Raw genomic sequence first — 22,736 nt, 5'->3', positions numbered from 1 at the left:
AAAAGGGGGATGGGAATGACAGCGAGGTATTTACAAGAAGAACACAATATTTTCCGCGAAGCATTTCGGAAATTTCTTCAAAAGGAAGCGTATCCTCATTACGAGCAATGGGAAAAGGACCGGCTCATACCGAGACGTTTTTGGGAGAAGATGGGGGAGAAAGGATTTCTATGTCCATGTGTGGATGAGGCATATGGGGGCTTGAATGCTGATTTTGCTTATTCAGTGGTCATTTTAGAGGAATTGGAGCGGGTTGGTTCGAGCCTGGTCGGTATTGGCCTCCATAACGATATCGTCATTCCTTATATAGAGGAATACGGAACCGAAGAACAAAAGAAACGCTGGCTGCCAAAGTGTATATCCGGTGAAGTGATTACAGCGATCGCGATGACAGAGCCAGGTGCTGGGTCGGATCTAGCCGGAATTCGAATGACAGCCCAAAAAGATGGTGACCACTATCTATTAAATGGTGAAAAAACGTTCATTACCAATGGGATCCATGCAGACCTTGTCGTGGTTGTTTGTAAGACAGATACAAAAGCTACTCCTGCTTACAAAGGGATAAGCTTAGTCGTAGTGGAGCGGGACACCCCTGGATTCAAGCGGGGGAAGAAGCTTGATAAAGTCGGTCTCCACAGTCAGGATACGGCAGAATTGATTTTTGAGGATGCAAAAGTTCCGGTTGGCAATTTGCTCGGTGAAGAAGGGAAGGGGTTCTATCATCTGATGCAGCAGCTTCAGCAGGAACGGTTGGTGGTTGCGATCGCAGCTGTTATCGCCGCAGAAGAAATGCTCAAACAAACGGTAGAATATGTGAAAAATAGACAAGCATTCGGTAAAAAAATCAGTGATTTCCAATCCGTCCAGTTTCGCTTGGCGGAAATGGCAACTGAGGTCGAGATTGGAAGGACATTCTTGGACGATCTTATCGATCAGCATATACAGAAAAAGAACGTCGTCAAGAAGGTTTCGATGGCCAAATATTGGACCACCGAGATGGCTCGGAAGGTAGCTACACAATGTATGCAGCTGCATGGCGGCTATGGATATATGGAAGAATACGAGATTGCAAGAAGATATCGGGACATACCGGTGGCATCCATATACGCAGGAACGAACGAAATCATGAAAACCATCATCGTAAAAGAAATGGGGTTATAGAATTGCCCCCCTATTAAGGAAAATGGGAAAACGCGGACAGGGTAGGCAGAATCGTTTATTAAAATAGTGTCGCTCTGACCACTTAAGGGAGGAATTTATAATGATGAACATTCCATTGACTGTACCAGCGATGCTAGAACATGCAGAGAAGTATTTCTCACATAAGGAAATACATTCAAGGACTGCAACGAGTTTCTACAATTTGACTTATGGGGGATTGGCGAATGATACAAGAAGATTATCAAGTGCGCTGACTAAAATAGGACTCCGGAAAGGGGACAGGATCGGAACATTTGCATGGAACCATCACCGCCATCTTACCGCCTATTTCGGAATCCCGGGCATGGGAGGCGTCATGCATACAATCAATATCAGGCTTTCTGCTGAGCATATTTCCTATATCATCAACCATGCTGAAGACAAGGCATTGTTTATCGATGCTGAATTGGTTCCGATCATTGAAAAAATCCAGCACGAACTGAAGACTGTACAGACCTATATCATCATGACAGATGACGATACTCTACCCGAAACAACACTTCATAACGTCTATCATTTTGAAAAGCTCCTCGACGAAGGGGACGAACATTTTGAATTCGTGAAAGATATTGATGAAAATGATCCAGCAGGCATGTGTTTCACTTCAGCGACCACAGGTAATCCGAAGGGAGTCGTCTATTCTCATCGGGGGATCGTCCTCCATTCCATGTCTCTCGGTCTTGCAGATAGTGCTGCTATATCCGAATCCGATGTGATGATGCCTGTCGTTCCGATGTTCCACGTGAATGCATGGGGTCTGCCTTTTGCGTCTGTATGGTTCGGAGCCGAGCAAGTCCTGCCTGGACCAATGCCCACCCCTGCTGTTTTAGCTGAATTGATTGAGCACCATCGCGTAACGTTGACGGCGGGTGTACCGACCATCTGGATCGCTCTTCTGAAAGAACTTGAAAATGGAAGCTATGATACGAGCAGTTTAAGGGCGATTCTATGTGGTGGATCCGCCGCCCCTAAATCGATGATCCAAACATTTGAGAAGAAATACAATATCCCATTCCTTCACGCTTATGGCATGACGGAGACCAGTCCTCTTGTAACGGTATCACGTCTTAAAAGCCATCAAAAGGCTTACCCAGAAGAAGCACGTCTTGATTTTCGAAGTAAGCAAGGATATGCCGTACCTGGTGTCGAGATGAAAGTCATTGGTAAAGACGGTGAAGTGAAATGGAACGAAAAAGAAATGGGTGAGCTGCTGCTGCGCGGAAACTGGGTAGCGGATGAATATTATAAAGATGATCGTACCAAAGAAGCGTTCCGGGATGGTTGGTTACACACAGGTGATGTTGTTACGGTCGATCCAGAAGGAAACATCAAGATCATGGATCGCACTAAGGATCTCATCAAGAGCGGAGGGGAATGGATTTCTTCTGTCGATCTGGAAAATGCATTAATGGCACATGAAGCTGTATTTGAGGCGACTGTCATTGCTGTACCACATAGTGAATGGCAGGAACGGCCCCTTGCCTGTGTCGTTCTGAAAGATGGAATGAAAGATAAAGTGACGAAAGAAGAGCTGATGGATTTCCTACGTCCACAATTTGTGAAATGGTGGTTACCGGATGATATCGTCTTCCTCGAAGAAATACCGAAAACCTCTGTCGGTAAATTTTTAAAACGTGCATTGCGTGACCAGTTGAAAGATTATTTGCAAACAACATCTAAATAAAGGAGGGAAAAGTTATGAATCTAGGATTATCGCTTTCTCGGAATGCAACGAGGCTACCGAACAAAGAAGCTATCGTCTGTGAAGGGCGTTCTTTTACTTACAGTGAACTGAATCGTGAGGTTAACCGTCTTGCAAACGGCTTGATTGCAAGAGGGCTTTCAAAAGGTGATAAAGTCGCGATGATGATGAAAAACTCAGATCAGTTCGTGATCGTCTTTTACGCTCTTATGAAGGCTGGTGCCGTGGCAGTACCAATCAACTTCAGGCTGACTGCTTCTGAAGTTGAGTATCTCCTCAATGATTCAGATGCGAAAATGGTTGTCTTTGATGAAGAGTTTGCTGAGGTCATACACAGGGCTTGTAAGGAAGCGCCTAAGGTCGAACAACAGATTTGCACGGGTAAAAAAGCGTTTACGGATCAGTTTCTTATGGACGGAATCCTATCCTCTGATGATCTCAATCCAGAAGTTGAAGTTTTAGAATCAGATGATTGTGAAATCCTTTATACATCTGGGACGACAGGGAGGCCGAAAGGTGCACTCTTCGACCATCATCGTGTCTTTCATGTCGGAATCAACCTGACAGCAATGATGGGTTTGACTGTGGAAGATCGGGTCATCCATATCGCGCCGCTCTATCATTGTGCCCAGCTGAATTTGTTCATGGTACTCAGTACATTTTTAGGATGTACACAGGTGATCTATAGGGATTTCGATCCGGTGCAGACCTTGAAAGCATTTGAAGAACACAGAATTACAGTGTTTTTCGGGGTGCCGACGATGTATAACTTTTTCCTCCAGGTTCCGAATGGCAAGGAATTCGATCTCTCTTCCGTTCGTAAATGTGCGTATGGAGCAGCACCGATGCCTCTTTCCTTATTAGAGAAAAGCATGGAGCTGTTCGGCCACAAACAGTTTTATAACTTATGCGGGTTGACAGAAGGAGGTCCTGGAGGTGTTTGTCTCACACCAAGCCGCCATCTCGATAAAATTGGAGCAGGAGGTACCCCGATTCCGAATACCGAGGTGCGAGTGGTTGATGAGACTGGAGAAGATGTAGCGACTGGTCAAGTAGGGGAGTTCATCATCCGTGGTGAGACGGTAATGAAGAAGTACTACAATAAACCGGAAGAAACACAGAAAACACTTCGTGATGGATGGCTTTATACAGGAGATCTGGCGACGATGGATGAAGAAGGATACATTACATTGGTCGATCGTAAGAAGGATATGATCATCTCCGGGGGTGAAAACGTCTATTCAACAGAGGTGGAACAAGCGATTTATGCGCATTCGAGTGTGCTTGAAACAGCGGTTATCGGTGTACCTCACGAAGTATGGGGTGAAACCGTCGCTGCCGTCATCGTCCCCAAAAAAGAGGCAAGAATCGATCCAGAGGAAATCAAGGCATTTTGCCGTGAAAAGCTAGCAGGTTATAAAATGCCGCGCTTGATTTACCAAATGGAGCAATTACCAAGGAATGCATCTGGGAAAGTTCTGAAGTTCCAATTGAGAAAACATTATATCGACCAACAGGCAAAGGAGAATGTACAGACATGATCAAACAAGTAGGGGTCATTGGTACAGGGCTGATGGGAAATGGAATCGCCCAAGCCATGGCTATGAAAGGCAAAAGAGTCATCATGCAGGACATTACCGAAGAAGCACTGAATAAAGGAATGGACAAAATCCAGAAAAGTCTAGGACGATTGCAGAAAGCAGGTCATCTAGCTACACAGGATGTCGAGAACACCATTGCGAATATTTCTACCTCTCTTGAGCTCCATGTTGCGTGTACGGAAAGTGATCTGATCATTGAGGCTGTGCCGGAAAATTTGGATTTGAAAAAAAGCGTCTTCAAACAACTTGACGAGATGGCACCTGAAAAAGCGATCCTTGCAACCAATACATCAGAACTCAGCGTAACAGCGATCGCGTCTGTAACCAAGCGGCCTGAACAAGTGATCGGCATGCATTGGTTCAACCCGCCTCCGATTATGAAACTGATTGAAATTGTCAAAGGGATCGATACGTCAGACGAGACTGTCAAAGCGATCGAACAAGTTTCTGAAGAAGTCGGTAAAGAGACAGTACTCGTAAAGGATGCCCAAGGGTTCGTTACAACACGGGCACTGTCCGCGCATATGATCGAGTGTATGCGTATCTATGAGGAAGGTGTTGCTTCTATTGAAGACATCGATAAAGCGATCCGTCTCGGATTGAATTATCCGATGGGACCCTTGGAACTTGCTGATTATGTCGGCTTGGATACGATGATGTTCGTATGTGAGGGCATGATGGATGCGTATGGAGATCGTTTCCGCTCGCCACAAATTCTAAGAAAGCTCGTTGAGGCAGGACATTACGGTGTCAAAACAGGACGTGGATTTTACAAATACGATAAATAAACATTCAGCAGAGTGGAGGGAACATACATGAATAGAGAAGTTGTGATTGTGGAAGCAGTTCGTACTGCCGTCGGTAAACGGAAAGGGGTCTTCAGGAACACCCATCCCATTCATTTGGCTGGGGCGGTTTTGGATGAAGTGACGAAAAAAGCGAAAATCGAAAAGCAACTAATTGAGGATATTGTAATGGGATGCGTGACGCCACATTCTGAACAAGGTTTCAATATTGGCCGCCTTGCAGCACTCGATTCCGGATTTCCTGTGGAAGTACCGTCTGTCCAAATCAACCGCATGTGCGGCTCCGGCCAGCAGGCTCTGCATTTTGCTGCTCAAGAAATTTTAGCTGGGGATATGGACATTACGATTGCCGCAGGTGTCGAAAATATGACGATGGTTCCGATCCTGAGTGATGGAAATGAACGGACGATTCCGAATTCATTGAAAGAAAAATATAATTTTGTTCATCAAGGGGTTTCCGCAGAACTGATTGCTGATAAATATGATATGACCAGAGAAGAACTGGACCGATACGCGTATGAAAGCCACAGAAGGGCCCTACATGCCCAAAAGGAAGGACGCTTTGATCGTGAAATCCTTGCCGTCAATGGTGAAGATCCGGATGGAAATCCGATTTCAGTTTATAAGGATGAAGGACCGCGGAAGGATACGTCCCTTGAAGCTCTTGCAAGTCTTAAACCTGTCTTCAAGCCAGATGGTGTCGTCACTGCTGGGAATGCGAGCCAGATGAGTGATGGGGCTGCGGCTGTGCTTTTAATGGAAAAGAAGAAAGCCGAATCGATGGGGTTGAAACCGCGTGCAAAAATCATCGAGCGTGTAGTTGTGGGTTCAGACCCGACTCTAATGCTGGATGGCGTTATTCCAGCGACCAGAAAGGTGTTGGATAGAGCAGGGCTTTCAATCAACGATATGGACCGTGTTGAAATCAACGAAGCTTTTGCCCCTGTTGTGCTGGCATGGGAAAAAGAAATCGGTGGTTCGCTTGATCGAGTGAATGTAAATGGAGGCGCAATCGCATTAGGCCATCCATTAGGTGCGACAGGAGCGAAGCTGATTACAACTTTGCTGCATGAACTCGAACGGATTGACGGGAAATATGGCTTATTAACCATATGTATCGGACATGGTATGGCCACCGCTGCAATCATCGAACGTCTATGACTAAATAATAAATAGCTGTTTTTCGAAATGTTGAAATAACAATCTAACTGAAAACAGTCATCCATGATAACAACGAGTTTGATGAAAATGGAGAGGAGACCATATATGACTGCTACAAGTTCTAGTCAACCGATTCGAATGGAAATCAACGATCAGGTCGCACATATTGAGTTGAACCGTCCGCAAGTTTTGAACGCGATGAATGTTGAATTGATTGAGCACTTTATTGAAACGCTTGATTCCATTACTGAAAGTAACGCGAACATTGTCATTTTGTCTGGAGCAGGTCCGGGGTTTTCTTCCGGTGGAGATATTACTTCGATGACTGAGGATATTTCAGAAACCCGTTTCAATGAAATCATGGATCAGGTAAAAGAAATGATTTTGAAAATATATACGTTGCCTAAAATCGTCATCTCGGCTGTTCATGGTCCAGCTGCTGGCCTCGGGTTCAGTCTTGCCCTTGCGTCTGATTACATTATCGCTTCAGAGGACGCGAGCTTTGGTTTGAATTTTATCAAAGTGGGACTTGTCGCTGATGGCGGTTGTCATTATCTATTGAAAAAAAAGCTTGGTGACCAAAAGGCGAAGCAAGCGATATGGAACGGTCAGACATTCAACGCAGAGGAAGCGTTTCAGCTCGGGTTGATCGACAAAGTCGTCAGCGATCAACCTTTCTCACATGCTGAAGAAATTGCAAAACAATTTTTGAACCAGCCGATTGAAGCATTGATCGAGACGAAAATGATCTTGAATGCACTGGATCTGCCGGAACTGACGAACACCATGGAATTGGAAAATGAGGCACAAGGAAGAATGAGGAAAGCACCGGAACATCAAAGACGCATCAAGGCTTTCTTGCAGCGCTATTCATGAGTTGGAATAAAAAAAGAGGCTGTCCAAGAAAACTTATTGGACAACCTTTTTTCACTTAGGTAGTTATTCTTGACCTGAAAAAGGGTATTGCCAAAATATAGCATGCGTTTTCGTATTACCAACAGCATCCAATGACAGGCTGTATCGGGTGTAATACAATAGGGAACAGTATGCGTAAAATTTATACATAAGAGGTGATACGTTTGTCTTGGTTAGAAACCATTATCGGATGGGGAAATGATATTTTATGGACATATGTTTTGATTGCACTATTACTCATTCTTGGTATTTATTTCTCCATCCGCACGAAATTCGTACAATTCACCATGATCAAGGACATGGTCAAGCTCTTAGGGGAAGGTGCGACCCTTTCAAAGGATAAGAAGAAACGTGGTGTATCTTCCTTCCAGGCTTTTAGTATCAGTACCGCGTCTCGTGTTGGTACGGGTAATCTGGCTGGTGTAGCGTTAGCGATTTCCCTGGGTGGTCCTGGAGCAGTTTTCTGGATGTGGATGATCGCTTTGATTGGTGCGGCGACTGCTTTTGTAGAAAGTACGCTCGCCCAAATCTATAAAGTGAAAGACGACTTCGGTTTCAGAGGCGGACCTGCATACTATATGGAAAAAGGTCTGAATAAACGTTGGATGGGCGTCCTGTTTGCGGTCCTTATCACATTTACTTTCGGCTTGGTATTCAACTCGGTTCAGGCCAACACAATTTCATTGGCATTTGAAAATTCATTCGGTCTTAGCCGTGTGGTCTTTGGAATAATACTCAGTACAATCGTCGCGATCATCATCTTTGGCGGAATCAAGCGGATTGCCCGTGTGGCAGAAGCGATCGTACCTGTGATGGCGATTTTATACTTACTTTTAGCTATTTATGTTTTAATTGTGAACATAACTGAACTTCCATCAGTTGTTGCCTTGATTGTAAAAAGTGCATTCGGTTTGGAGGAAGCAATTGGTGGCGGACTTGGTGCAGCACTAATGAATGGTATCAAACGCGGGTTGTTCTCGAATGAAGCCGGTATGGGTAGTGCGCCGAACGCAGCAGCTACGGCAAACGTATCACACCCTGCCAAACAAGGCTTGATCCAGACGTTGAGTGTTTTTACAGATACGTTATTGATTTGTACGGCAACTGCGATGATGATCATTCTTTCTGGTCAATATACAGGTTCAGAAGATGGCATCCAGCTGACACAACAAGCTCTGACCTACCATGTCGGTGATTGGGCTTCGTTCTTGGTGGCAGTCTTCATCTTCCTGTTTGCGTTCAGTTCAGTTGTAGGGAACTACTATTATGGTGAAACGAACATCGAATTTATCAATCCTGAGAAAAAAGGATGGATTTTCATTTACCGATTGGCAGTCGTAGGGATGGTCATGTTCGGTTCTGTAGCACAGCTTGCAATTGTCTGGAGCCTCGCTGATCTGTTCATGGCTACGATGGCACTCGTCAACTTAATAGCCATTGCCATGCTCGGGAAAATTGCGTTCAATGCCTTACAAGATTATGTTACACAAAAACGTACAGGAAAGAATCCAACTTTCAATCCGAGGACAATCGGATTGAAGAATACAGAGATCTGGGACGAAGAACGTGAATATCACGAAAATATGGCAAAAGAGCAATGAGAAGTATAAGATGGTAGCTGGCCGACAACGGTTCGGCCAGCTTTTCGATTTTGAAGCATGAGAGGTTAACTCGGGCGATTTGGGACGTATTCCGGCAGATATCCTTGATAATCCGGCGGCTTTTCGTAATAATTCCGGCCATTTATAATGGGAATCCGGCCGAACAGTTCTTTTGTACTACTCAAGCAGCCGTCAAATCATAAGAATGTTTATAGAAAGATCTTTTGAGGTGCGAACGGAGGGAACAGCAATGAAAAACAAAGCACAACAAATCAGGATTAATCAGTACATGGAGACTTTCAATGATAAACGCGATTATGTAACATGCCATCATATCAGCAGAGAAATGTTGATGGAAGGGGATAACAAGGTACTTGCAAAATGCCTTGCTACACTTTCTGCGCTCATGGAACAGGCAGATAAAAAGAAATGGGCAGGGTATAACAAGCTCCATAAAACCTTCCTGAAACAATTAGATGAAATCGATGACTTTCCTTTTGATGAAGAGGATTTGAAGATGCAATTACAGCATTTGGATGAACAGGTCAATTATAACCTTGAGGAACCTGTTAAACCGATCCAGTTGACGATTACAGACAGTTGAACCTTTCTAAGATATAAAAAAGAATAGTTGAGAAACAACGAGGCTGCCTAATAGTATAGGGACAGTCTCTTTTTTTACTCTCTTTATCTAAGGCTGTATTCGGCAAACTTTGCTGCTCTTGCACTTAAAGAAAGTATAAAATACTTTCTTCAGTATAAGGGCAACTAAGGCTCGACCTACAAAAGGCATGGTCTCGCCAAGTTTTCTTTAAAAGTCGTTGATTTCCGCTACAGGATGCTCGTTTTCCGCGGGGTGTGCGGTGAACCCACAGGACAAGGAAAGCTTCGGCAGCGTTACAACGCACGAAGAAAATGTGATTTTCATTTTCGAGGAGTCTCGCATCTTGCTCTCCACTCAACTTGCACAGGGTGTTTTTAAAAAATGACTCAAAAGCAACAATCTTTTAGAAAAGAGTCTTAACTAAAAAGTGGTATGCTATTTACATATCGATAAAAGAGGAAAGAAGGAAAGCCTATGGCGGTCGAGACAGTGAAGACTTCTGTACAAAAACCTGCAGCGACGGTTTATTCAATACTATTCATGATAAGCTTTGTCCACTTGCTTAATGATTCGATGCAAGCGGTCATTCCAGCAATTTTTCCTATATTGGAGCGTTCTATGGGGCTATCGTTCACACAGTTAGGATGGATTGCTTTTACACTGAATATGACATCATCAGTGATGCAGCCAGTGGTCGGATGGTATACGGACCGTTCGACTTCTCCATATCTATTGCCCTTGGGAATGTGTGCGAGCTTAGCTGGTATGCTTGGAATTGCATTTGCAGATTCATTCGCATTCATCATTTTATCTGTCATCGGAATCGGACTTGGTTCAGCGGTTTTCCATCCCGAAGGTTCACGGGTTGCTTATATGGCAGCAGGAAACAGGAGAGGACTTGCGCAATCGATCTATCAAGTGGGAGGGAATACAGGTACTTCTCTCGCCCCAATCATGACAGCTCTTGTCTTTGTACCGCTTGGACAATTTGGTGCGGTATGGTTCACTTCGTTTGCGGCAGTTGCAATTTTCGTCTTGTTTTATGTATCTGGATGGTACAGCAAACAGTTGGTGAATTTTCCTAGAGTGTCAAAAACCAACCAAAAGAAAAACATCCAGGTTAAACGGAAAAAGAAAGTCGTTTTCGCAATGATAATCTTGATATTCCTTGTGTTTGCCCGATCATGGTATTTTTCAGGAATCGGAAATTATTATCAATTTTATTTGATTGACGATTATGGATTGTCAATCAGGCAAGCGCAAATCTATCTGTTCATTTTCTTGGCAGCGGGGGTTCTGGGAACCTTTTTGGGAGGTCCATTAGCTGATAGGCTAGGTAAGCGGAACATGATTTTCTGGTCATTAGCTGGGACTGCGCCTCTTGCTCTACTATTGCCGCATGTAGGATTGCTTATGGTTATTCCGCTTTTCTTTTTGATCGGCTTCATCCTCAATACGAGTTTTTCCGTAACGGTTGTCTATGCACAGGAACTTGTGCCAGGACGGATCGGGATGGTTTCAGGACTTATCGTGGGACTCGCTTTTGGTATGGGGGCTTTAGGATCTGTGTTGCTTGGTAAAATGGCTGATGTAACGAGCATCTCTTTTACAATGTGGGCGATCAGCTTCTTGCCATTGCTCGGATTGTTCACAATGCTGCTTCCTAAAGATGAAACGTTGGAAAAATGGGCTGAATAGGTCAGTGAGAATATGTAAAAAAGCCACCTCTGAGTAGGTGGCTTTCTCTTTAACGAGTGATGAACATTTGGGTCCAATAATGACCGTAGCTACCTCCTTTTGCATATCCGACCCCGATTTCCTTGTAGTTGCTTGAAAGTATGTTTTTACGATGACCATCGCTGTTCATCCAAGCGTTCATGACTGCCTGTGCAGTCGTTTGTCCTGCTGCGATATTTTCACCTGCTGTTCGATAGGAGATACCGAAGTCTCTCATCATTTGAAAAGGACTTCCGTATGTTGGAGATGTGTGGCTGAAATAATTGTTTTGGAGCATATCCTTCGATTTATATCTAGCGACACGTGATAATTCCCAATTTGCTTTTAACGGATGTAAACCATGTTTGGCTCTCTCCTGGTTGACGAGATCGACAACCTGAGCTTCAACAGATTTTACCCCATTGATCGTAGGGATGTTCAACCGTTGTCCCGGATAAATCAAATTAGGATTATTGATGTGTGTATTCGCATTGATGACTTCAGAAACTCCAATTTTATATCGCATGGCGATTTTCCACATTGTATCTCCATATTGAACAGTGTGCGAAGTAGCAGCAGATGCTTCGTGATTAAATCCCGTGACTAGAGTGACGGACAACAAAAGAGTGAGGCAAATCTTCGTAATCGCTTTCATACTAAAAGTATTACAAATCCTCGTAAACAATGAAACCGGTAAATTATTCCTAAGATTAACAGATTAGTAGACAATTTACTTTCGCAAAATTAAGGACATGAGAGACGTTATTTTTGTTAATAGTGGTGTTTCAGCAGTTTTAACGGACATGAGAGACTCTATCTATGAACAAAACATGGGATTTTCGATGTTTTTAACGAAATAAGGTTCCTGGTGTCCGTTAATCTCAAAAACATATGCAAAAAGGACTAAATAAGGTCTCCTGTGTCTGTTAACAGTCGCCTAAAATAAACCTCCGAAAATCAGCGGCACTTCAGAGTCTGCAAAAAGGCAGGAGGTTTGTGATCGCCAGGAATAGAGAGAGTTTCGTGAAAATCAGTTGTAAAACTCACAATACTCCTTTCGTACTAGTTTTCTAAAAATTTAAAAGATTACAAAGATAAGTGTTGTAATCGTTCGAAAATTATGAATATAATACTTGTAGGACGACCAACGTAGGAGGTTGTTCCAATTTACATAAAGTGGTGATGATTGATGAAGTTGGCAAACAGATCCTTGTATCTTCAAGCCAGAGACATGATTTATGAATTGATCAACGACAACTTAGAACCAATGGACAAGATTCCTTCCGAGCAAAAGTTATCCAATCAACTAGGAGTAAGCAGAAATACAATCCGCGAGGCGATTCGAACTTTAGAGCAGGAAGGATTTTTATTTAGTAGACAAGGTGTAGGGACCTTTGTGATCGGCTCGAAAAGCAGCTTGAAAACCAACATATCCACCCTGGAAAGTTCGACGAACATCATTAAAGCCCACGGGTACAATCCTGGCACTAAGAATGTAATATCCGAGGTTCAATCAGCTACCTCAGAAAGGAAGAAGATTCTTTCACTGAGAAAAGATCAGAATGAAATATTTTATATCGAACGTGTACGTACTGCAAATGAGGACCCAGTTGTGTACGTAGAAGATTACATTCCGTATCGGTTAGGGATGGAACATGAATATCAAGAAATCTATTATGAATCCTTGCTGGAATTCCTTGAAAACTTTGATCTTAATGTGTCTTTTTCGGTATGTTCCATAAAAGCAGTTATCAGTGATGAGAAAATCGCTTCTAAACTTCAACTGTCGGAACAAAGCGCATTGCTTCTTCTGAAACAAACGCACTACTCCAATACTGGAATCCCTGTCTTATATTCGGACAGTTACTATTTAAGCGACAATTTCGAGTTCAATGTCATTCGTAAAAGAGGCTAGAGGAGGTGCACTACTACCTAAACAGTCGGACAAGTTTTTGGGTTTAAATTAGGGTTTGAAAAAAAGGGAGGAAACGTAAATGACAAAAGCGGTAGAAGCGGTTAAAAACAGCCGTAAAATGAAAGGGCTTACAACGGTTGATATCGTATTGATGGCGATCTTGGCTATTGTGAATGGAGTAGCACTTACTTATTTGGCGATGTTGAATCAGCTGCTCACTGCATTGGGAGGACCGATTCTGACATCAATCACTCTAGGACTTTATAGTATTTCGGGAGTCTTAGCGGCGTACATTATCAGAAAACCAGGGGCTGCCTTCTTTACACTGACTCTTGCAGGGGTTGTACAAATCATATCCGGAAATCCAAATGGCTTGATCTCTATTACGGCAGCTGTGACAGATGGATTAGGTGTCGAGCTTGGGTTTATGATGTTTCGGTATAAGCGTTGGGATTGGTTGAGCACAGGCGTAGCAGGATTACTAGCCGTTCCACTTTGGTTCATCATCGCGGCATTCTGGTTCGGATACTACAAATGGGGTATCACGATTCTACTCATTGCTTTCGCCGTCCGTTGTGTAAGCGGTGTCATTTTATCAGGGTGGTTGAGTAAGTTGATTGGTGATCTCCTAGTGCGTACAGATATCTTAAAAGGATTCAATATCCATAAGCAGCAAAAGAAAGAGGTGGATGTAGGTGAAAACCATCATTCAGCTTAAAGACGTTACCTATATCTATGAGGATGAAACGGAGCCAGTCTTAGAGGATTGTTCTCTCGAAATCAATGAAGGTGAATTTGTTCTTATCGTCGGTCCAAGCGGATGTGGAAAAAGTACCCTATGCCAAACGTTCAACGGCATCATTCCGAATGTGATGGAAGGCAGGATCGGTGGAGAGATCATTGTTGAGGAGAAAAATGTATTAGAACTTGAATTGAAAGATTTATCAACGAGCATGGGTCTTGTCTTCCAAGACCCCGATGCTCAGCTTTGTAACATTTACGTTGAAGATGAAGTCGCTTTTGCACCTGAAAATTTGAAGGTGGATCCTGTAGAAATCCGCGGTCGTATTCAGAATTGTCTCGAGAAAGTGGGGATGACCGGTTTTGAACAGCGAAAAGTATTTGAACTTTCAGGGGGACAAAAGCAAAAGGTTGGAATCGCTTCGGTATTGGCGATGGAACCTCAGATCCTTGTACTGGATAATGCAACAGCAAATCTAGATCCACAGGCGACGAAAGACATTTTCGATCTTCTTCAAATCCTGCATAAGGAGTTCGGGCATACAATTATCGTCGTTGAAAACAAAATTGATGACATCATGCATCTGGTGGATCGGGTGCTCGTCATGGATGAAGGGAGAATCATCCAATCGGGTACGCCGCAGGATGTATTAGAAACATCAATCGATACATTGACAGAAATGGGGGTTTGGGTTCCGGAAATCTCTGAGCTTGCAATCCAGCTTAAGGATAGGGGGATGAGCTTCAATCGTTTTCCGATCTCCGTCGAGGATGCTGTACTTGAGTTAAAGGATAAGTGGCGGCCAGCGAATTCGATGAAATCAGAATCGGAAGTTCTTTCTGGGATTCAACCTGAGGCACTTTCTGTAAAGGGATTGGACTATCATTACCCAAATGGAACACAAGCCTTGAAGGATGTCAGTTTTTCGATTAAGAAAGGTGACTTTGTGACCATCCTTGGTACGAACGGATCTGGCAAAACGACACTCGTCAAACACCTGATGGGCATCATCCGGCCTCCGAAAGGCAAGGTTTTCTTGAAAGGAGAAGACACATTTAAACGTGATCTCCTCTCAATGACAGAGGATATCGGATATGTATTCCAAAACCCTGAGCACCAATTTGTTTCAGACAACGTTTTCGAGGAAGCGATCTATAGTTTGAAAGTGAAGCATGGTATTGAAGGGGACGATCCGCTGCCGGAAGAGATCATCGAGCAAGGGACGAAAGCGTTGAAGGAAATCAATCTTTACGACCAAAAGGATAAACATCCATTCATGCTGAGCGGAGGGGAAAAGCGTCGATTAAGTGTCATTGCTTCACTGATCTTAGGCCAGGATATCGTCATTCTTGATGAACCCACTACAGGTCAGGACTATGCGAGTGCAACGAAACTGCTGGAACTTTGTAAAAACCTTCAAGCACAAGGGAAAACGGTGATCATGATCACACATGACATTCGATTAGTTTGTAAGTGGGCCGATTCTGCATTGGTTATGCATCAAGGGGAACTTATCTATGACGGTGATGTGAAGAGGCTATTCATGAATGAGGAAGTCTTGAAGAAAGCTTCCTTGATCGAACCACCAATTTCACAATTAGCCAAGCAGTTGTACCCAACCAATATGGATGAAGCGGTCATCACGATCGATGAATTTCTACAAACGGAAGAGAGGGTGAAGCAGGTCTTATGAGCTTAGCATTCCAATTTCATGAAAAGAAGTCATTCATGCATTCTCTTGACCCTGTCACTAAACTGATTTGGATGGTGTGCATCTCGATTCTCGTATTCATCTATGAAACAGCAATCCCTCAATTGATATTGTTCGTAGCAATCATAAGTGTTGCCCTGGTTTTAGCTAAGTTGAGCTTGAAGTTCGTGTTTCGTGGCATTTGGATCATGTTGTTGTTCAGTATCGGATTTTTCATCTTGCAGGTGTTACTGGTCCCTGGCCAAACCGTCTTATTCGAACTTGGTCCCGTCAACATCTATTCTGAATCCGTGGATTTCGCGCTAGCCATTACAGTCCGGATCTTGACGATTTTCACTACTTCACTCATCTTCGTGGCGACAAGTGATCCGAGGGATATTGTCATTTCTTTAACGCAAAAATTGAAAGTCCCGTACCGTTATGCGTATTCGATTTTCGTAGCGCTGCGCTTTGTCCCTACACTCGAACAGGAGGCGCGTGTTATTGAAGCAGCCCAGACCATTCGTGGTGTTGGAAAACAAAAAGGTTTAAAAAACAAAGCTGAAAACTTGAAGAGATTCACCCTTCCACTCTTGATGGGGGCGATCCGACGTGTTCGGACAACCGCTAATACGATGGAAGCAAAAGGATACGGTGCCTATCAGGACCGTACGTATATCAGAACCATCAACTACAATGCTAAAGGAATTGCTTTTGGGTTTGTATGGTGCGCACTTACTTGTTACCTGTTATTTCTAAAACTTATCTGAAGGAGGGGACAAATGAATGGAAGAGTTGAAATTTGAAGTGGCTTACATGCCAAAAGAAGTGAAAGAAGATACCCCACAAGTTTGTGTCCTCGTTGATGTCCTAAGGGCTACTACAGCCATGATCACAATGCTTGATAAAGGATGCTCTGAAATCATTTTGACAGATGACGAAAGGAAAACGTTAGGAGGTCTACAAGGCTTTCTTAATCAAGAGACACTTGTCTGCGCTGAAGATCTTTATGGGAATGTCTCTGAACATGCACAGTTCAGTCCTTCTTTAATTTCGATCAACAATATGGATCTGAAAGAAAAACGGGTTGTCCTGAAAACGACAAATGGGACACTCGCGGGGTTATCACTCTGGAATTCCGGTAACGAGCACATCCTTGTCGGTTCATTGAGAAACGCCAAAGCAGTCATGGAAAAAGCGGTCAAGATGGCCGATGAGCTCGGGACAGGGGTCGTCATCGTATGTGCTGGTCGGGAGAATGGCCAAATTGCTGCATTGGATGATGCTTATACAGCTGGAGTCCTGCTGGATTATGGCAGGCAAGCTGCCACTGCTTTGAAGCGGATTCCACTCTTTAAGGATTCCGCAAAAATCAGCACTCATCTCTTATCAAACTACCAGGATACCATCCATGCATTTGGAGATTCCGGCAGCGGTGAAACGATGCGGAGGATTGGTTGTGAAGAAGATATCAAACTATGTGCAGAAGAGAATCTATCAAACTTGGCACCCGTACTAGAATTTACAGAAGATAGCAGTATAGTAGTTAAAAATATCAATGAGGTGATCTACAAATGACAAATTGGAAATCAAACGCATCTAAACCTGTAATGGACGAAGGATTACAATATCATATCCGTTGTAAACAAGGAGATGTTGAGAAATATGTATTGTTGCCGGGTGACCCTGATCGTGTCGATATGATCGGTGAGGAATGGACAGAGTCTCGAAAAATTGCAAACTATCGAGAGCATCGAACATTCAGTGGAAAAATAGGAGAGGTCGGCATCACAGCCTGTTCTACAGGAGCAGGAGGCGGCTCTACTGCAAGTGCATTTGAAGAATTGGCTGCATTAGGCGGGGACACGTTTTTGCGAGTAGGCACGACAGCAGCGATACAGGAACATATTAATCCTGGAGATGTAATCATTTCGTCAGGGGCAGTTCGTCATGATGGAACAAGCCAATTTTACGTCGATGATCGCTATCCGGCGAGTGCACATTATGAAGCAACGGCAGCACTTGTTGAAGCGGCAGAACGATTGGGCTATACATATCACGTCGGGGTTTCCTGTTCGACTGCATCCTGGTATTGCGGACAAGGAAGAACAGGCTTCAAAGGCTATGAACAGTCGTTTTTTAAAGAAAAAGTACAAGATTTGAACAAAGCAGGGGTGTTGAACTTCGAAATGGAAGCGGCGACGATTTTTACCCTCGCTGGATTATATGGCTTACGAGCAGGGTCGGTATGTACCGTTGTTGCGAACCGGATTCGTGATGAATTCTCATACGGCGGCGTTGAAAAGAGTATAAGAGTCGCTAACCTTGCTGTACAAATCCTCGCAGAGTGGGATGAATTGAAAAAGGATCGCCAAAAAGATTACTGGTTCCCTTCCATGGCGGAAAAAGACCCAGCATTAAACGGATAAGGAGGAATGATCCATGCTAGTAGATACAGTTAAAGGAATGTATATCAACGGAGAATGGGTCCAAGCAGAATCGGGCTCGATGCTTGAAGTTTTCAATCCTGCGACAAGAGAAAAAATTACAGAAATTCCTTCCGGAGGCAAGAAAGAAGCAGATGAAGCCATCCGGTCAGCAAACGCCGCTTTCGAATCCTGGTCGGAGTTGACGGCAAGGGAACGATCGAACTACCTATACAAGGCTTATCATCTCATGCTTGAACGAAAAGAAAAACTAGCTTCCATATTGACAGAAGAACAAGGTAAACCATTGAAAGAAGCAAGAGGCGAGATTGAATTTGCAGCGAGTTTCTTGCTCTGGTACGCAGAGGAGGCGAACCGGGTCTATGGCGAAATGATCCCTTCCTCGAAAAAGAACAAGCGACTTTGGGTCGTACCGAAGCCGATTGGTGTTGTGGCCGCGATCACCCCATGGAATTTCCCTGCTGCCATGATTACGAGGAAAGTAGGTCCAGCGTTGGCTGCAGGATGTCCAGTCGTCCTGAAGCCTGCCGAGCAGACCCCGCTTAGCGCAATCGAAATTGTGAAAATCTTCGAAGAGGTAGGACTTCCGAAAGGAGTACTGAATCTTGTCGTCGGGGATCCCGTCGAAATTGGAAAAGAAATCATGGATAGCTCTGATGTACGGCTGGTGACGTTCACGGGATCGACCGAAGTCGGTAAACTCTTGATGGAAGGCAGTGCTCAAACGGTTAAAAAGCTCGCGCTTGAGCTTGGTGGCCATGCACCGTTGCTAGTCTTTGAAGATGCTGACTTGGATCTTGCTGTCGACCAGGCGATCGCAAGTAAGTATCGGAATTGCGGTCAAACGTGTATATGTACGAATCGACTTTATGTGCATTCAGATGTAAAGGATCAATTCCTCGAAAAGCTTGAAGCAAAAGTACGAGAACTCCGAATCGGAAACGGATCCGATGAAACAGTGGATATAGGACCCCTGATTGATGACAGCGGGTTGAATAAGGTGAAAGACCAAGTAGAGGATGCAGTCTCTAAAGGTGCTGAACTTATGACGGGTGGAAAGCAATGGGATGGACCAGGAGGTTATTTCTTTGAACCGACGATATTGGCAAACGTAACCGACGATATGAAGATCATGTCGCAAGAGACATTCGGGCCAGTCGTACCGATCCAAACCTTTGATCGTGATGAAGAGGCGATTGCAGCAGCAAATAATACGAATTATGGCTTAGCTTCTTTCCTTTTTACAAACAACCTTAACAGAGCAATCAAGGTCATGGAGAAACTCGATTACGGCATCATCGGCATTAATGATGTCTTCCCGGGCACAGCTGAAGCTCCATTTGGTGGGATAAAGGAATCCGGTCTTGGAAAAGAAGGCGGTCATGAAGGAATCAAGGAATATTTAGAAATGAAATACGTATCCCTGGCGGTTTCAGACAAGCTTTGATTAAGGAGTCAAGATAATGGATTTTCCTAAAGTGGTTATGGTGAAGCAACGCTTTCCAGTTGGAAAGATTGAGGACATAAAGGCACATCTCACAGCGGAGCTGGAAAATCAGCTCCATTCTGTGAAAAAAGGGGCTTCGATTGCAATTACTGTAGGAAGCCGCGGGATCTCCAACAGGGTTCTCATCGTCCGAACGATTGTCGATCATTTGAAAAAACAAGGTGCAAAACCATTCATCATTGGTGCGATGGGAAGTCATGGCGGGGGTACCCCCGAAGGGCAGATGGATGTCTTGCAAAGTCTTGGTTTTACAGAGGACACAATGGGCTGTCCGGTCCGTACTTCTTCAACAGTCGTGGAAGTCGGAGAAACGGAGAGCGGGTTCACGCTTTATTGTGATACCCATGCCTGGGAATCCGATGGAATCATCATCCTGAATCGTGTAAAGCTCCATACCGCATTTCGCGGACCGAACGAGAGTGGATTATTGAAAATGATCACCGTTGGACTTGGAAAGGCGAAAGGTGCCAATCAATTACATCGCCAGGGCCCTCCGAACATGTCAAAAACGGTTCAAGAAGTTGGGCAAGGAATGATTGAGACGGGAAAAATCCTCGCAGGAATTGCGATTGTCGAAAACAGCTTTGATGAGACTGCTATTCTTGAGGTCATCAAACCGCAATCGATTCTCGACAGGGAACAGGAGTTGCTGCTTCGATCGAAAGAATATTTTCCGCGGATTCCGATCGGACAATTGGATTTATTGGTTGTTAAAAAGATGGGGAAGAATTTCAGCGGTACAGGAATGGATACGAATGTTCTCGGACGGACAAAGATCTTCGGCGTACCTGAACCTGAATCGCCGTCTTATAAAAGAATCGGTGTGTTGAATTTGGATGATTCCTCACATGGGAATGCGACTGGAATCGGACTAGCAGACTTCACAACAGAACGATTGTTTCAGAAACTGGATCGTCAAAAGACGTACCTGAATTGTTTGACGAGTACGTATGTACAACGCGCAATGATTCCGATGGTTTTGAATACTGATCAAGAGCTTGTGAAAACAGCAATTGATAGTTTAGCAGTTGATGATCCGACCTCATTACGAATGGCAATTATTGAAAATACGTTGGAACTCGAAAGGCTCTACCTCTCTGAAAATCTCATAGAGGAAGCAGGCGAACAGGTGGAGGTTCTTTCTAGTCCAGAACCAATACCATTTACGAAAGACGGGGAATTGGAATATTTCTCAGAAGGTGCAGGTGGTCACAAATGACAAAGTCACAAACTTCATACGGTGATGCAGGTTTCAGCCAGTTTATCCGAATGGCGTTCAGCCGCCATTTAGGACATGATCGGGAAGATTATGAAAAACCGGTCATCGGTATTTGCAATACATTTAGTGAAATTAACAGATGCCATAGTCATGTGAAACCGATGGTAGAAGCGATCAAGCGGGGTGTCATCCTTGAGGGAGGTACCCCCCTTGAATTCCCCACGATTTCTGTAGGTGAAATGTTCACAAGTCCTACAACAATGCTTTATCGGAATCTCGTTGCGATGGACACAGAAGAAATGATCACAGCTCAACCGATCGATGGGACTGTCATGATTGGCGGATGCGATAAAATGGCGCCTGCCCAATTGATGGGGGCAGCAAGTGCGGACAAGCCTGCAATCCTTTTCACAGGAGGTCCGATGAACAATGGTGAGTATAAAGGAAAGACACTTGGGGCTTGTTCGGATTGCCGTTTCTTCTGGCAGGAATATAAAGCCGGAACAGTGGACGAAGAAGAACTCAATGCAATCAATGAAAGACTTGCGCCTACTGCTGGCCATTGCATGGTGATGGGTTCAGCCAGTACCATCGCTGCATGTGCAGAAGCGATGGGGATGATGCTTCCTGGAGGGGCAGCGACCCCTGCCACTGAAAACGAACGGTTAAGGTTAGCTCAAGAAACCGGAAGAGCCATCGTACGACTTGTAAAAGCAGGAATCCGGCCTTCGGACATCATGACGAGGGAATCATTTGATAATGCAATCAAGATATTGATGGCAGTGGGAGGATCGACGAACGCGGTCATTCATTTGATTGCGATCGCACGCAGGCTTGGCATCGATTTGAGTCTCAATGATTTTGAAAAGCATAGCCGGACGACGCCGTTCCTTGCCAATATGAGACCTGCTGGCAAGTATCAAATGCAAGATCTTTATTACGCTGGAGGAATCTCTGCCGTATTGAAAGAACTGTCACCCCTCCTTCATATGGAGGAGCTTACGGTGACTGGAAAGACGTTAAGGGAAAATCTTGCAGATGTTCAGATGGATCAAGAATATCGGGATATTATCCGACCGTTGGAAAAACCGCTACATAAAGAAGGAGGTATTGCTGTACTAAAAGGAAACCTCGCACCGGATGGAGCTATCATCAAACCGAAAGCCGCTACAAAGGATTTATTGCAGCATAAAGGGAAGGCTGTTGTCTTCACCTCTTTAAAAGATATGAAGGAACGTTTGAATGATCCCGATCTGGACGTAACGCCTGATAGTGTCCTTGTTCTACAAAATGCTGGTCCTGTCGGTGCACCTGGTATGCCCGAAGCAGGGATGATTCCAATCCCTGAAAAACTCTTGAAACAAGGGGTAAGGGATATGGTCCGATTATCAGATTGCCGTATGAGCGGTACGGCTTTCGGAACGGTTCTCCTTCATGTGGCTCCGGAAGCAGCCATCGGCGGTCCAATCGGATTGATTCAGGATGGTGATTGGATCGAACTGGATGTAGAGTCCCGTAAACTTGAGTTGTTGGTTTCGGAGGAAGAACTCGAACTTCGGAGAACAAATTGGAAACCGCCTCACTTTGACGATTACACAAGGGGATACCCGATTTTATACCGTCAACACGTCCTACAAGCGGATAAGGGCTGTGACTTCGACTTTTTATTGCCGAAAGCGGATCAGGAAAAAGACAGAAAAGAAACAGTGGCTGCAAGCGGGGCGACGACATGAAAGAAATTGCACTTGCGTTATTGAGTGGCGTGGCAGTTGGTGTCATTTTCAAATTGATCCGGCTGCCTATTCCGGCTCCTCCAGTTCTTGCTGGTGTTGCTGGGATTTTTGGAGTTTGGTTAGGCGCTTATGGTGTGACAATGTTGATGGAAAAGCTGACGAACTGAAGGAGGGAAG

Annotated in this window: 21 protein-coding genes; 20 read left to right on the top strand and 1 reads right to left on the bottom strand. The window is 44.3% G+C overall.

Going from position 1 to position 22,736, the window contains the following annotated elements:
• The first annotated feature begins 15 nt into the window (after positions 1-15).
• From ACTWQL_RS00975 to ACTWQL_RS00930, 10 genes are all read left to right on the top strand, one after another.
• On the top strand, positions 16-1,161 hold the full coding sequence (locus tag ACTWQL_RS00975; RefSeq protein WP_443140573.1) for an acyl-CoA dehydrogenase family protein: 1,146 nt from the start codon (positions 16-18) through the stop codon (positions 1,159-1,161).
• Positions 1,162-1,258: 97 nt separating this feature from the next.
• Positions 1,259-2,884, top strand: coding sequence for a long-chain fatty acid--CoA ligase (locus ACTWQL_RS00970; protein WP_443141437.1), 1,626 nt, complete (start codon positions 1,259-1,261; stop codon positions 2,882-2,884).
• A 14-nt stretch (positions 2,885-2,898) separates the two neighbouring features.
• Positions 2,899-4,443: a class I adenylate-forming enzyme family protein gene (locus tag ACTWQL_RS00965; RefSeq protein ID WP_443140572.1), complete on the top strand. Its 1,545-nt coding sequence runs from the start codon at positions 2,899-2,901 to the stop codon at positions 4,441-4,443.
• Complete coding sequence (locus ACTWQL_RS00960) at positions 4,440-5,291, top strand: 3-hydroxyacyl-CoA dehydrogenase family protein (RefSeq protein WP_443140571.1); 852 nt, start codon at positions 4,440-4,442, stop codon at positions 5,289-5,291. The genes ACTWQL_RS00965 and ACTWQL_RS00960 overlap by 4 nt, the downstream gene beginning before the upstream one ends.
• Before the next feature lie 27 nt (positions 5,292-5,318).
• On the top strand, positions 5,319-6,470 hold the full coding sequence (locus ACTWQL_RS00955) for a thiolase family protein (protein WP_443140570.1): 1,152 nt from the start codon (positions 5,319-5,321) through the stop codon (positions 6,468-6,470).
• A gap of 105 nt (positions 6,471-6,575) precedes the next feature.
• Entirely contained in the window at positions 6,576-7,346 is a 771-nt protein-coding gene (locus ACTWQL_RS00950) for an enoyl-CoA hydratase-related protein (protein ID WP_443140569.1), read from the top strand.
• A gap of 203 nt (positions 7,347-7,549) precedes the next feature.
• On the top strand, positions 7,550-8,986 hold the full coding sequence (locus ACTWQL_RS00945) for an alanine/glycine:cation symporter family protein (RefSeq protein WP_443140568.1): 1,437 nt from the start codon (positions 7,550-7,552) through the stop codon (positions 8,984-8,986).
• A gap of 250 nt (positions 8,987-9,236) precedes the next feature.
• Positions 9,237-9,590, top strand: a complete 354-nt coding sequence (locus ACTWQL_RS00940; RefSeq protein WP_443140567.1) for a hypothetical protein — start codon at positions 9,237-9,239, stop codon at positions 9,588-9,590.
• A gap of 259 nt (positions 9,591-9,849) precedes the next feature.
• Entirely contained in the window at positions 9,850-9,975 is a 126-nt protein-coding gene (locus ACTWQL_RS00935) for a hypothetical protein (protein ID WP_443140566.1), read from the top strand.
• 89 nt (positions 9,976-10,064) lie between these two features.
• Positions 10,065-11,288: an MFS transporter gene (locus tag ACTWQL_RS00930; protein ID WP_443140565.1), complete on the top strand. Its 1,224-nt coding sequence runs from the start codon at positions 10,065-10,067 to the stop codon at positions 11,286-11,288.
• Between the two features lie 49 nt (positions 11,289-11,337).
• Here the strand turns inward: ACTWQL_RS00930 and safA are convergent, their stop codons facing one another.
• On the bottom strand, positions 11,338-11,961 hold the full coding sequence (gene safA / locus ACTWQL_RS00925) for a SafA/ExsA family spore coat assembly protein (RefSeq protein WP_443140564.1): 624 nt from the start codon (positions 11,959-11,961) through the stop codon (positions 11,338-11,340).
• A gap of 534 nt (positions 11,962-12,495) precedes the next feature.
• Here safA and ACTWQL_RS00920 point away from each other — a divergent pair.
• The 10 genes from ACTWQL_RS00920 (at position 12,496) to ACTWQL_RS00875 (ending at position 22,726) form a co-directional block, all read left to right on the top strand.
• Positions 12,496-13,221, top strand: a complete 726-nt coding sequence (locus ACTWQL_RS00920; RefSeq protein ID WP_443140563.1) for a GntR family transcriptional regulator — start codon at positions 12,496-12,498, stop codon at positions 13,219-13,221.
• A gap of 79 nt (positions 13,222-13,300) precedes the next feature.
• Positions 13,301-13,939, top strand: a complete 639-nt coding sequence (locus ACTWQL_RS00915; protein ID WP_443140562.1) for an ECF transporter S component — start codon at positions 13,301-13,303, stop codon at positions 13,937-13,939.
• Entirely contained in the window at positions 13,917-15,656 is a 1,740-nt protein-coding gene (locus ACTWQL_RS00910; protein WP_443140561.1) for an ABC transporter ATP-binding protein, read from the top strand. Before ACTWQL_RS00915 ends, ACTWQL_RS00910 begins: the two co-directional genes overlap by 23 nt.
• A complete protein-coding gene (locus ACTWQL_RS00905) occupies positions 15,653-16,423 on the top strand; it encodes an energy-coupling factor transporter transmembrane component T family protein (protein ID WP_443140560.1) in 771 nt (256 codons plus the stop codon). The genes ACTWQL_RS00910 and ACTWQL_RS00905 overlap by 4 nt, the downstream gene beginning before the upstream one ends.
• A gap of 16 nt (positions 16,424-16,439) precedes the next feature.
• Complete coding sequence (locus ACTWQL_RS00900) at positions 16,440-17,231, top strand: 2-phosphosulfolactate phosphatase (RefSeq protein ID WP_443140559.1); 792 nt, start codon at positions 16,440-16,442, stop codon at positions 17,229-17,231.
• Positions 17,228-18,082 carry a nucleoside phosphorylase gene (locus ACTWQL_RS00895; RefSeq protein WP_443140558.1) on the top strand — a complete coding sequence of 285 codons (855 nt, stop codon included), beginning with the start codon at positions 17,228-17,230 and terminating at the stop codon, positions 18,080-18,082. Before ACTWQL_RS00900 ends, ACTWQL_RS00895 begins: the two co-directional genes overlap by 4 nt.
• Before the next feature lie 13 nt (positions 18,083-18,095).
• Positions 18,096-19,547: an NAD-dependent succinate-semialdehyde dehydrogenase gene (locus ACTWQL_RS00890; protein ID WP_443140557.1), complete on the top strand. Its 1,452-nt coding sequence runs from the start codon at positions 18,096-18,098 to the stop codon at positions 19,545-19,547.
• A gap of 16 nt (positions 19,548-19,563) precedes the next feature.
• A complete protein-coding gene (locus ACTWQL_RS00885; protein ID WP_443140556.1) occupies positions 19,564-20,826 on the top strand; it encodes a lactate racemase domain-containing protein in 1,263 nt (420 codons plus the stop codon).
• On the top strand, positions 20,823-22,559 hold the full coding sequence (locus ACTWQL_RS00880) for a dihydroxy-acid dehydratase (RefSeq protein ID WP_443140555.1): 1,737 nt from the start codon (positions 20,823-20,825) through the stop codon (positions 22,557-22,559). Before ACTWQL_RS00885 ends, ACTWQL_RS00880 begins: the two co-directional genes overlap by 4 nt.
• Positions 22,556-22,726, top strand: coding sequence for a XapX domain-containing protein (locus tag ACTWQL_RS00875; protein WP_443140554.1), 171 nt, complete (start codon positions 22,556-22,558; stop codon positions 22,724-22,726). Before ACTWQL_RS00880 ends, ACTWQL_RS00875 begins: the two co-directional genes overlap by 4 nt.
• Positions 22,727-22,736 lie beyond the last annotated feature (10 nt).

This window comes from Pseudalkalibacillus sp. R45, from assembly GCF_052246725.1.
Taxonomy (GTDB): Bacteria; Bacillota; Bacilli; order Bacillales; family Fictibacillaceae; genus Pseudalkalibacillus.
Note: the sequence above shows the minus strand (reverse complement) of the source record. Positions and strands in the feature narration are given on the sequence as shown.

What these genes read in the sequence shown, in the direction of transcription:
- ACTWQL_RS00920 (WP_443140563.1), top strand. Translation starts at nt 12,496, where the DNA reads ATGAAGTTGGCAAACAGATCCTTGTATCTTCAAGCCAGAGACATGATT.
- safA (WP_443140564.1), bottom strand. Translation starts at nt 11,961, where the DNA reads ATGAAAGCGATTACGAAGATTTGCCTCACTCTTTTGTTGTCCGTCACT.
- ACTWQL_RS00905 (WP_443140560.1), top strand. Translation starts at nt 15,653, where the DNA reads ATGAGCTTAGCATTCCAATTTCATGAAAAGAAGTCATTCATGCATTCT.
- ACTWQL_RS00915 (WP_443140562.1), top strand. Translation starts at nt 13,301, where the DNA reads ATGACAAAAGCGGTAGAAGCGGTTAAAAACAGCCGTAAAATGAAAGGG.
- ACTWQL_RS00975 (WP_443140573.1), top strand. Translation starts at nt 16, where the DNA reads ATGACAGCGAGGTATTTACAAGAAGAACACAATATTTTCCGCGAAGCA.
- ACTWQL_RS00880 (WP_443140555.1), top strand. Translation starts at nt 20,823, where the DNA reads ATGACAAAGTCACAAACTTCATACGGTGATGCAGGTTTCAGCCAGTTT.
- ACTWQL_RS00955 (WP_443140570.1), top strand. Translation starts at nt 5,319, where the DNA reads ATGAATAGAGAAGTTGTGATTGTGGAAGCAGTTCGTACTGCCGTCGGT.
- ACTWQL_RS00960 (WP_443140571.1), top strand. Translation starts at nt 4,440, where the DNA reads ATGATCAAACAAGTAGGGGTCATTGGTACAGGGCTGATGGGAAATGGA.
- ACTWQL_RS00950 (WP_443140569.1), top strand. Translation starts at nt 6,576, where the DNA reads ATGACTGCTACAAGTTCTAGTCAACCGATTCGAATGGAAATCAACGAT.
- ACTWQL_RS00895 (WP_443140558.1), top strand. Translation starts at nt 17,228, where the DNA reads ATGACAAATTGGAAATCAAACGCATCTAAACCTGTAATGGACGAAGGA.
- ACTWQL_RS00890 (WP_443140557.1), top strand. Translation starts at nt 18,096, where the DNA reads ATGCTAGTAGATACAGTTAAAGGAATGTATATCAACGGAGAATGGGTC.
- ACTWQL_RS00965 (WP_443140572.1), top strand. Translation starts at nt 2,899, where the DNA reads ATGAATCTAGGATTATCGCTTTCTCGGAATGCAACGAGGCTACCGAAC.
- ACTWQL_RS00875 (WP_443140554.1), top strand. Translation starts at nt 22,556, where the DNA reads ATGAAAGAAATTGCACTTGCGTTATTGAGTGGCGTGGCAGTTGGTGTC.
- ACTWQL_RS00900 (WP_443140559.1), top strand. Translation starts at nt 16,440, where the DNA reads ATGGAAGAGTTGAAATTTGAAGTGGCTTACATGCCAAAAGAAGTGAAA.
- ACTWQL_RS00885 (WP_443140556.1), top strand. Translation starts at nt 19,564, where the DNA reads ATGGATTTTCCTAAAGTGGTTATGGTGAAGCAACGCTTTCCAGTTGGA.
- ACTWQL_RS00940 (WP_443140567.1), top strand. Translation starts at nt 9,237, where the DNA reads ATGAAAAACAAAGCACAACAAATCAGGATTAATCAGTACATGGAGACT.
- ACTWQL_RS00930 (WP_443140565.1), top strand. Translation starts at nt 10,065, where the DNA reads ATGGCGGTCGAGACAGTGAAGACTTCTGTACAAAAACCTGCAGCGACG.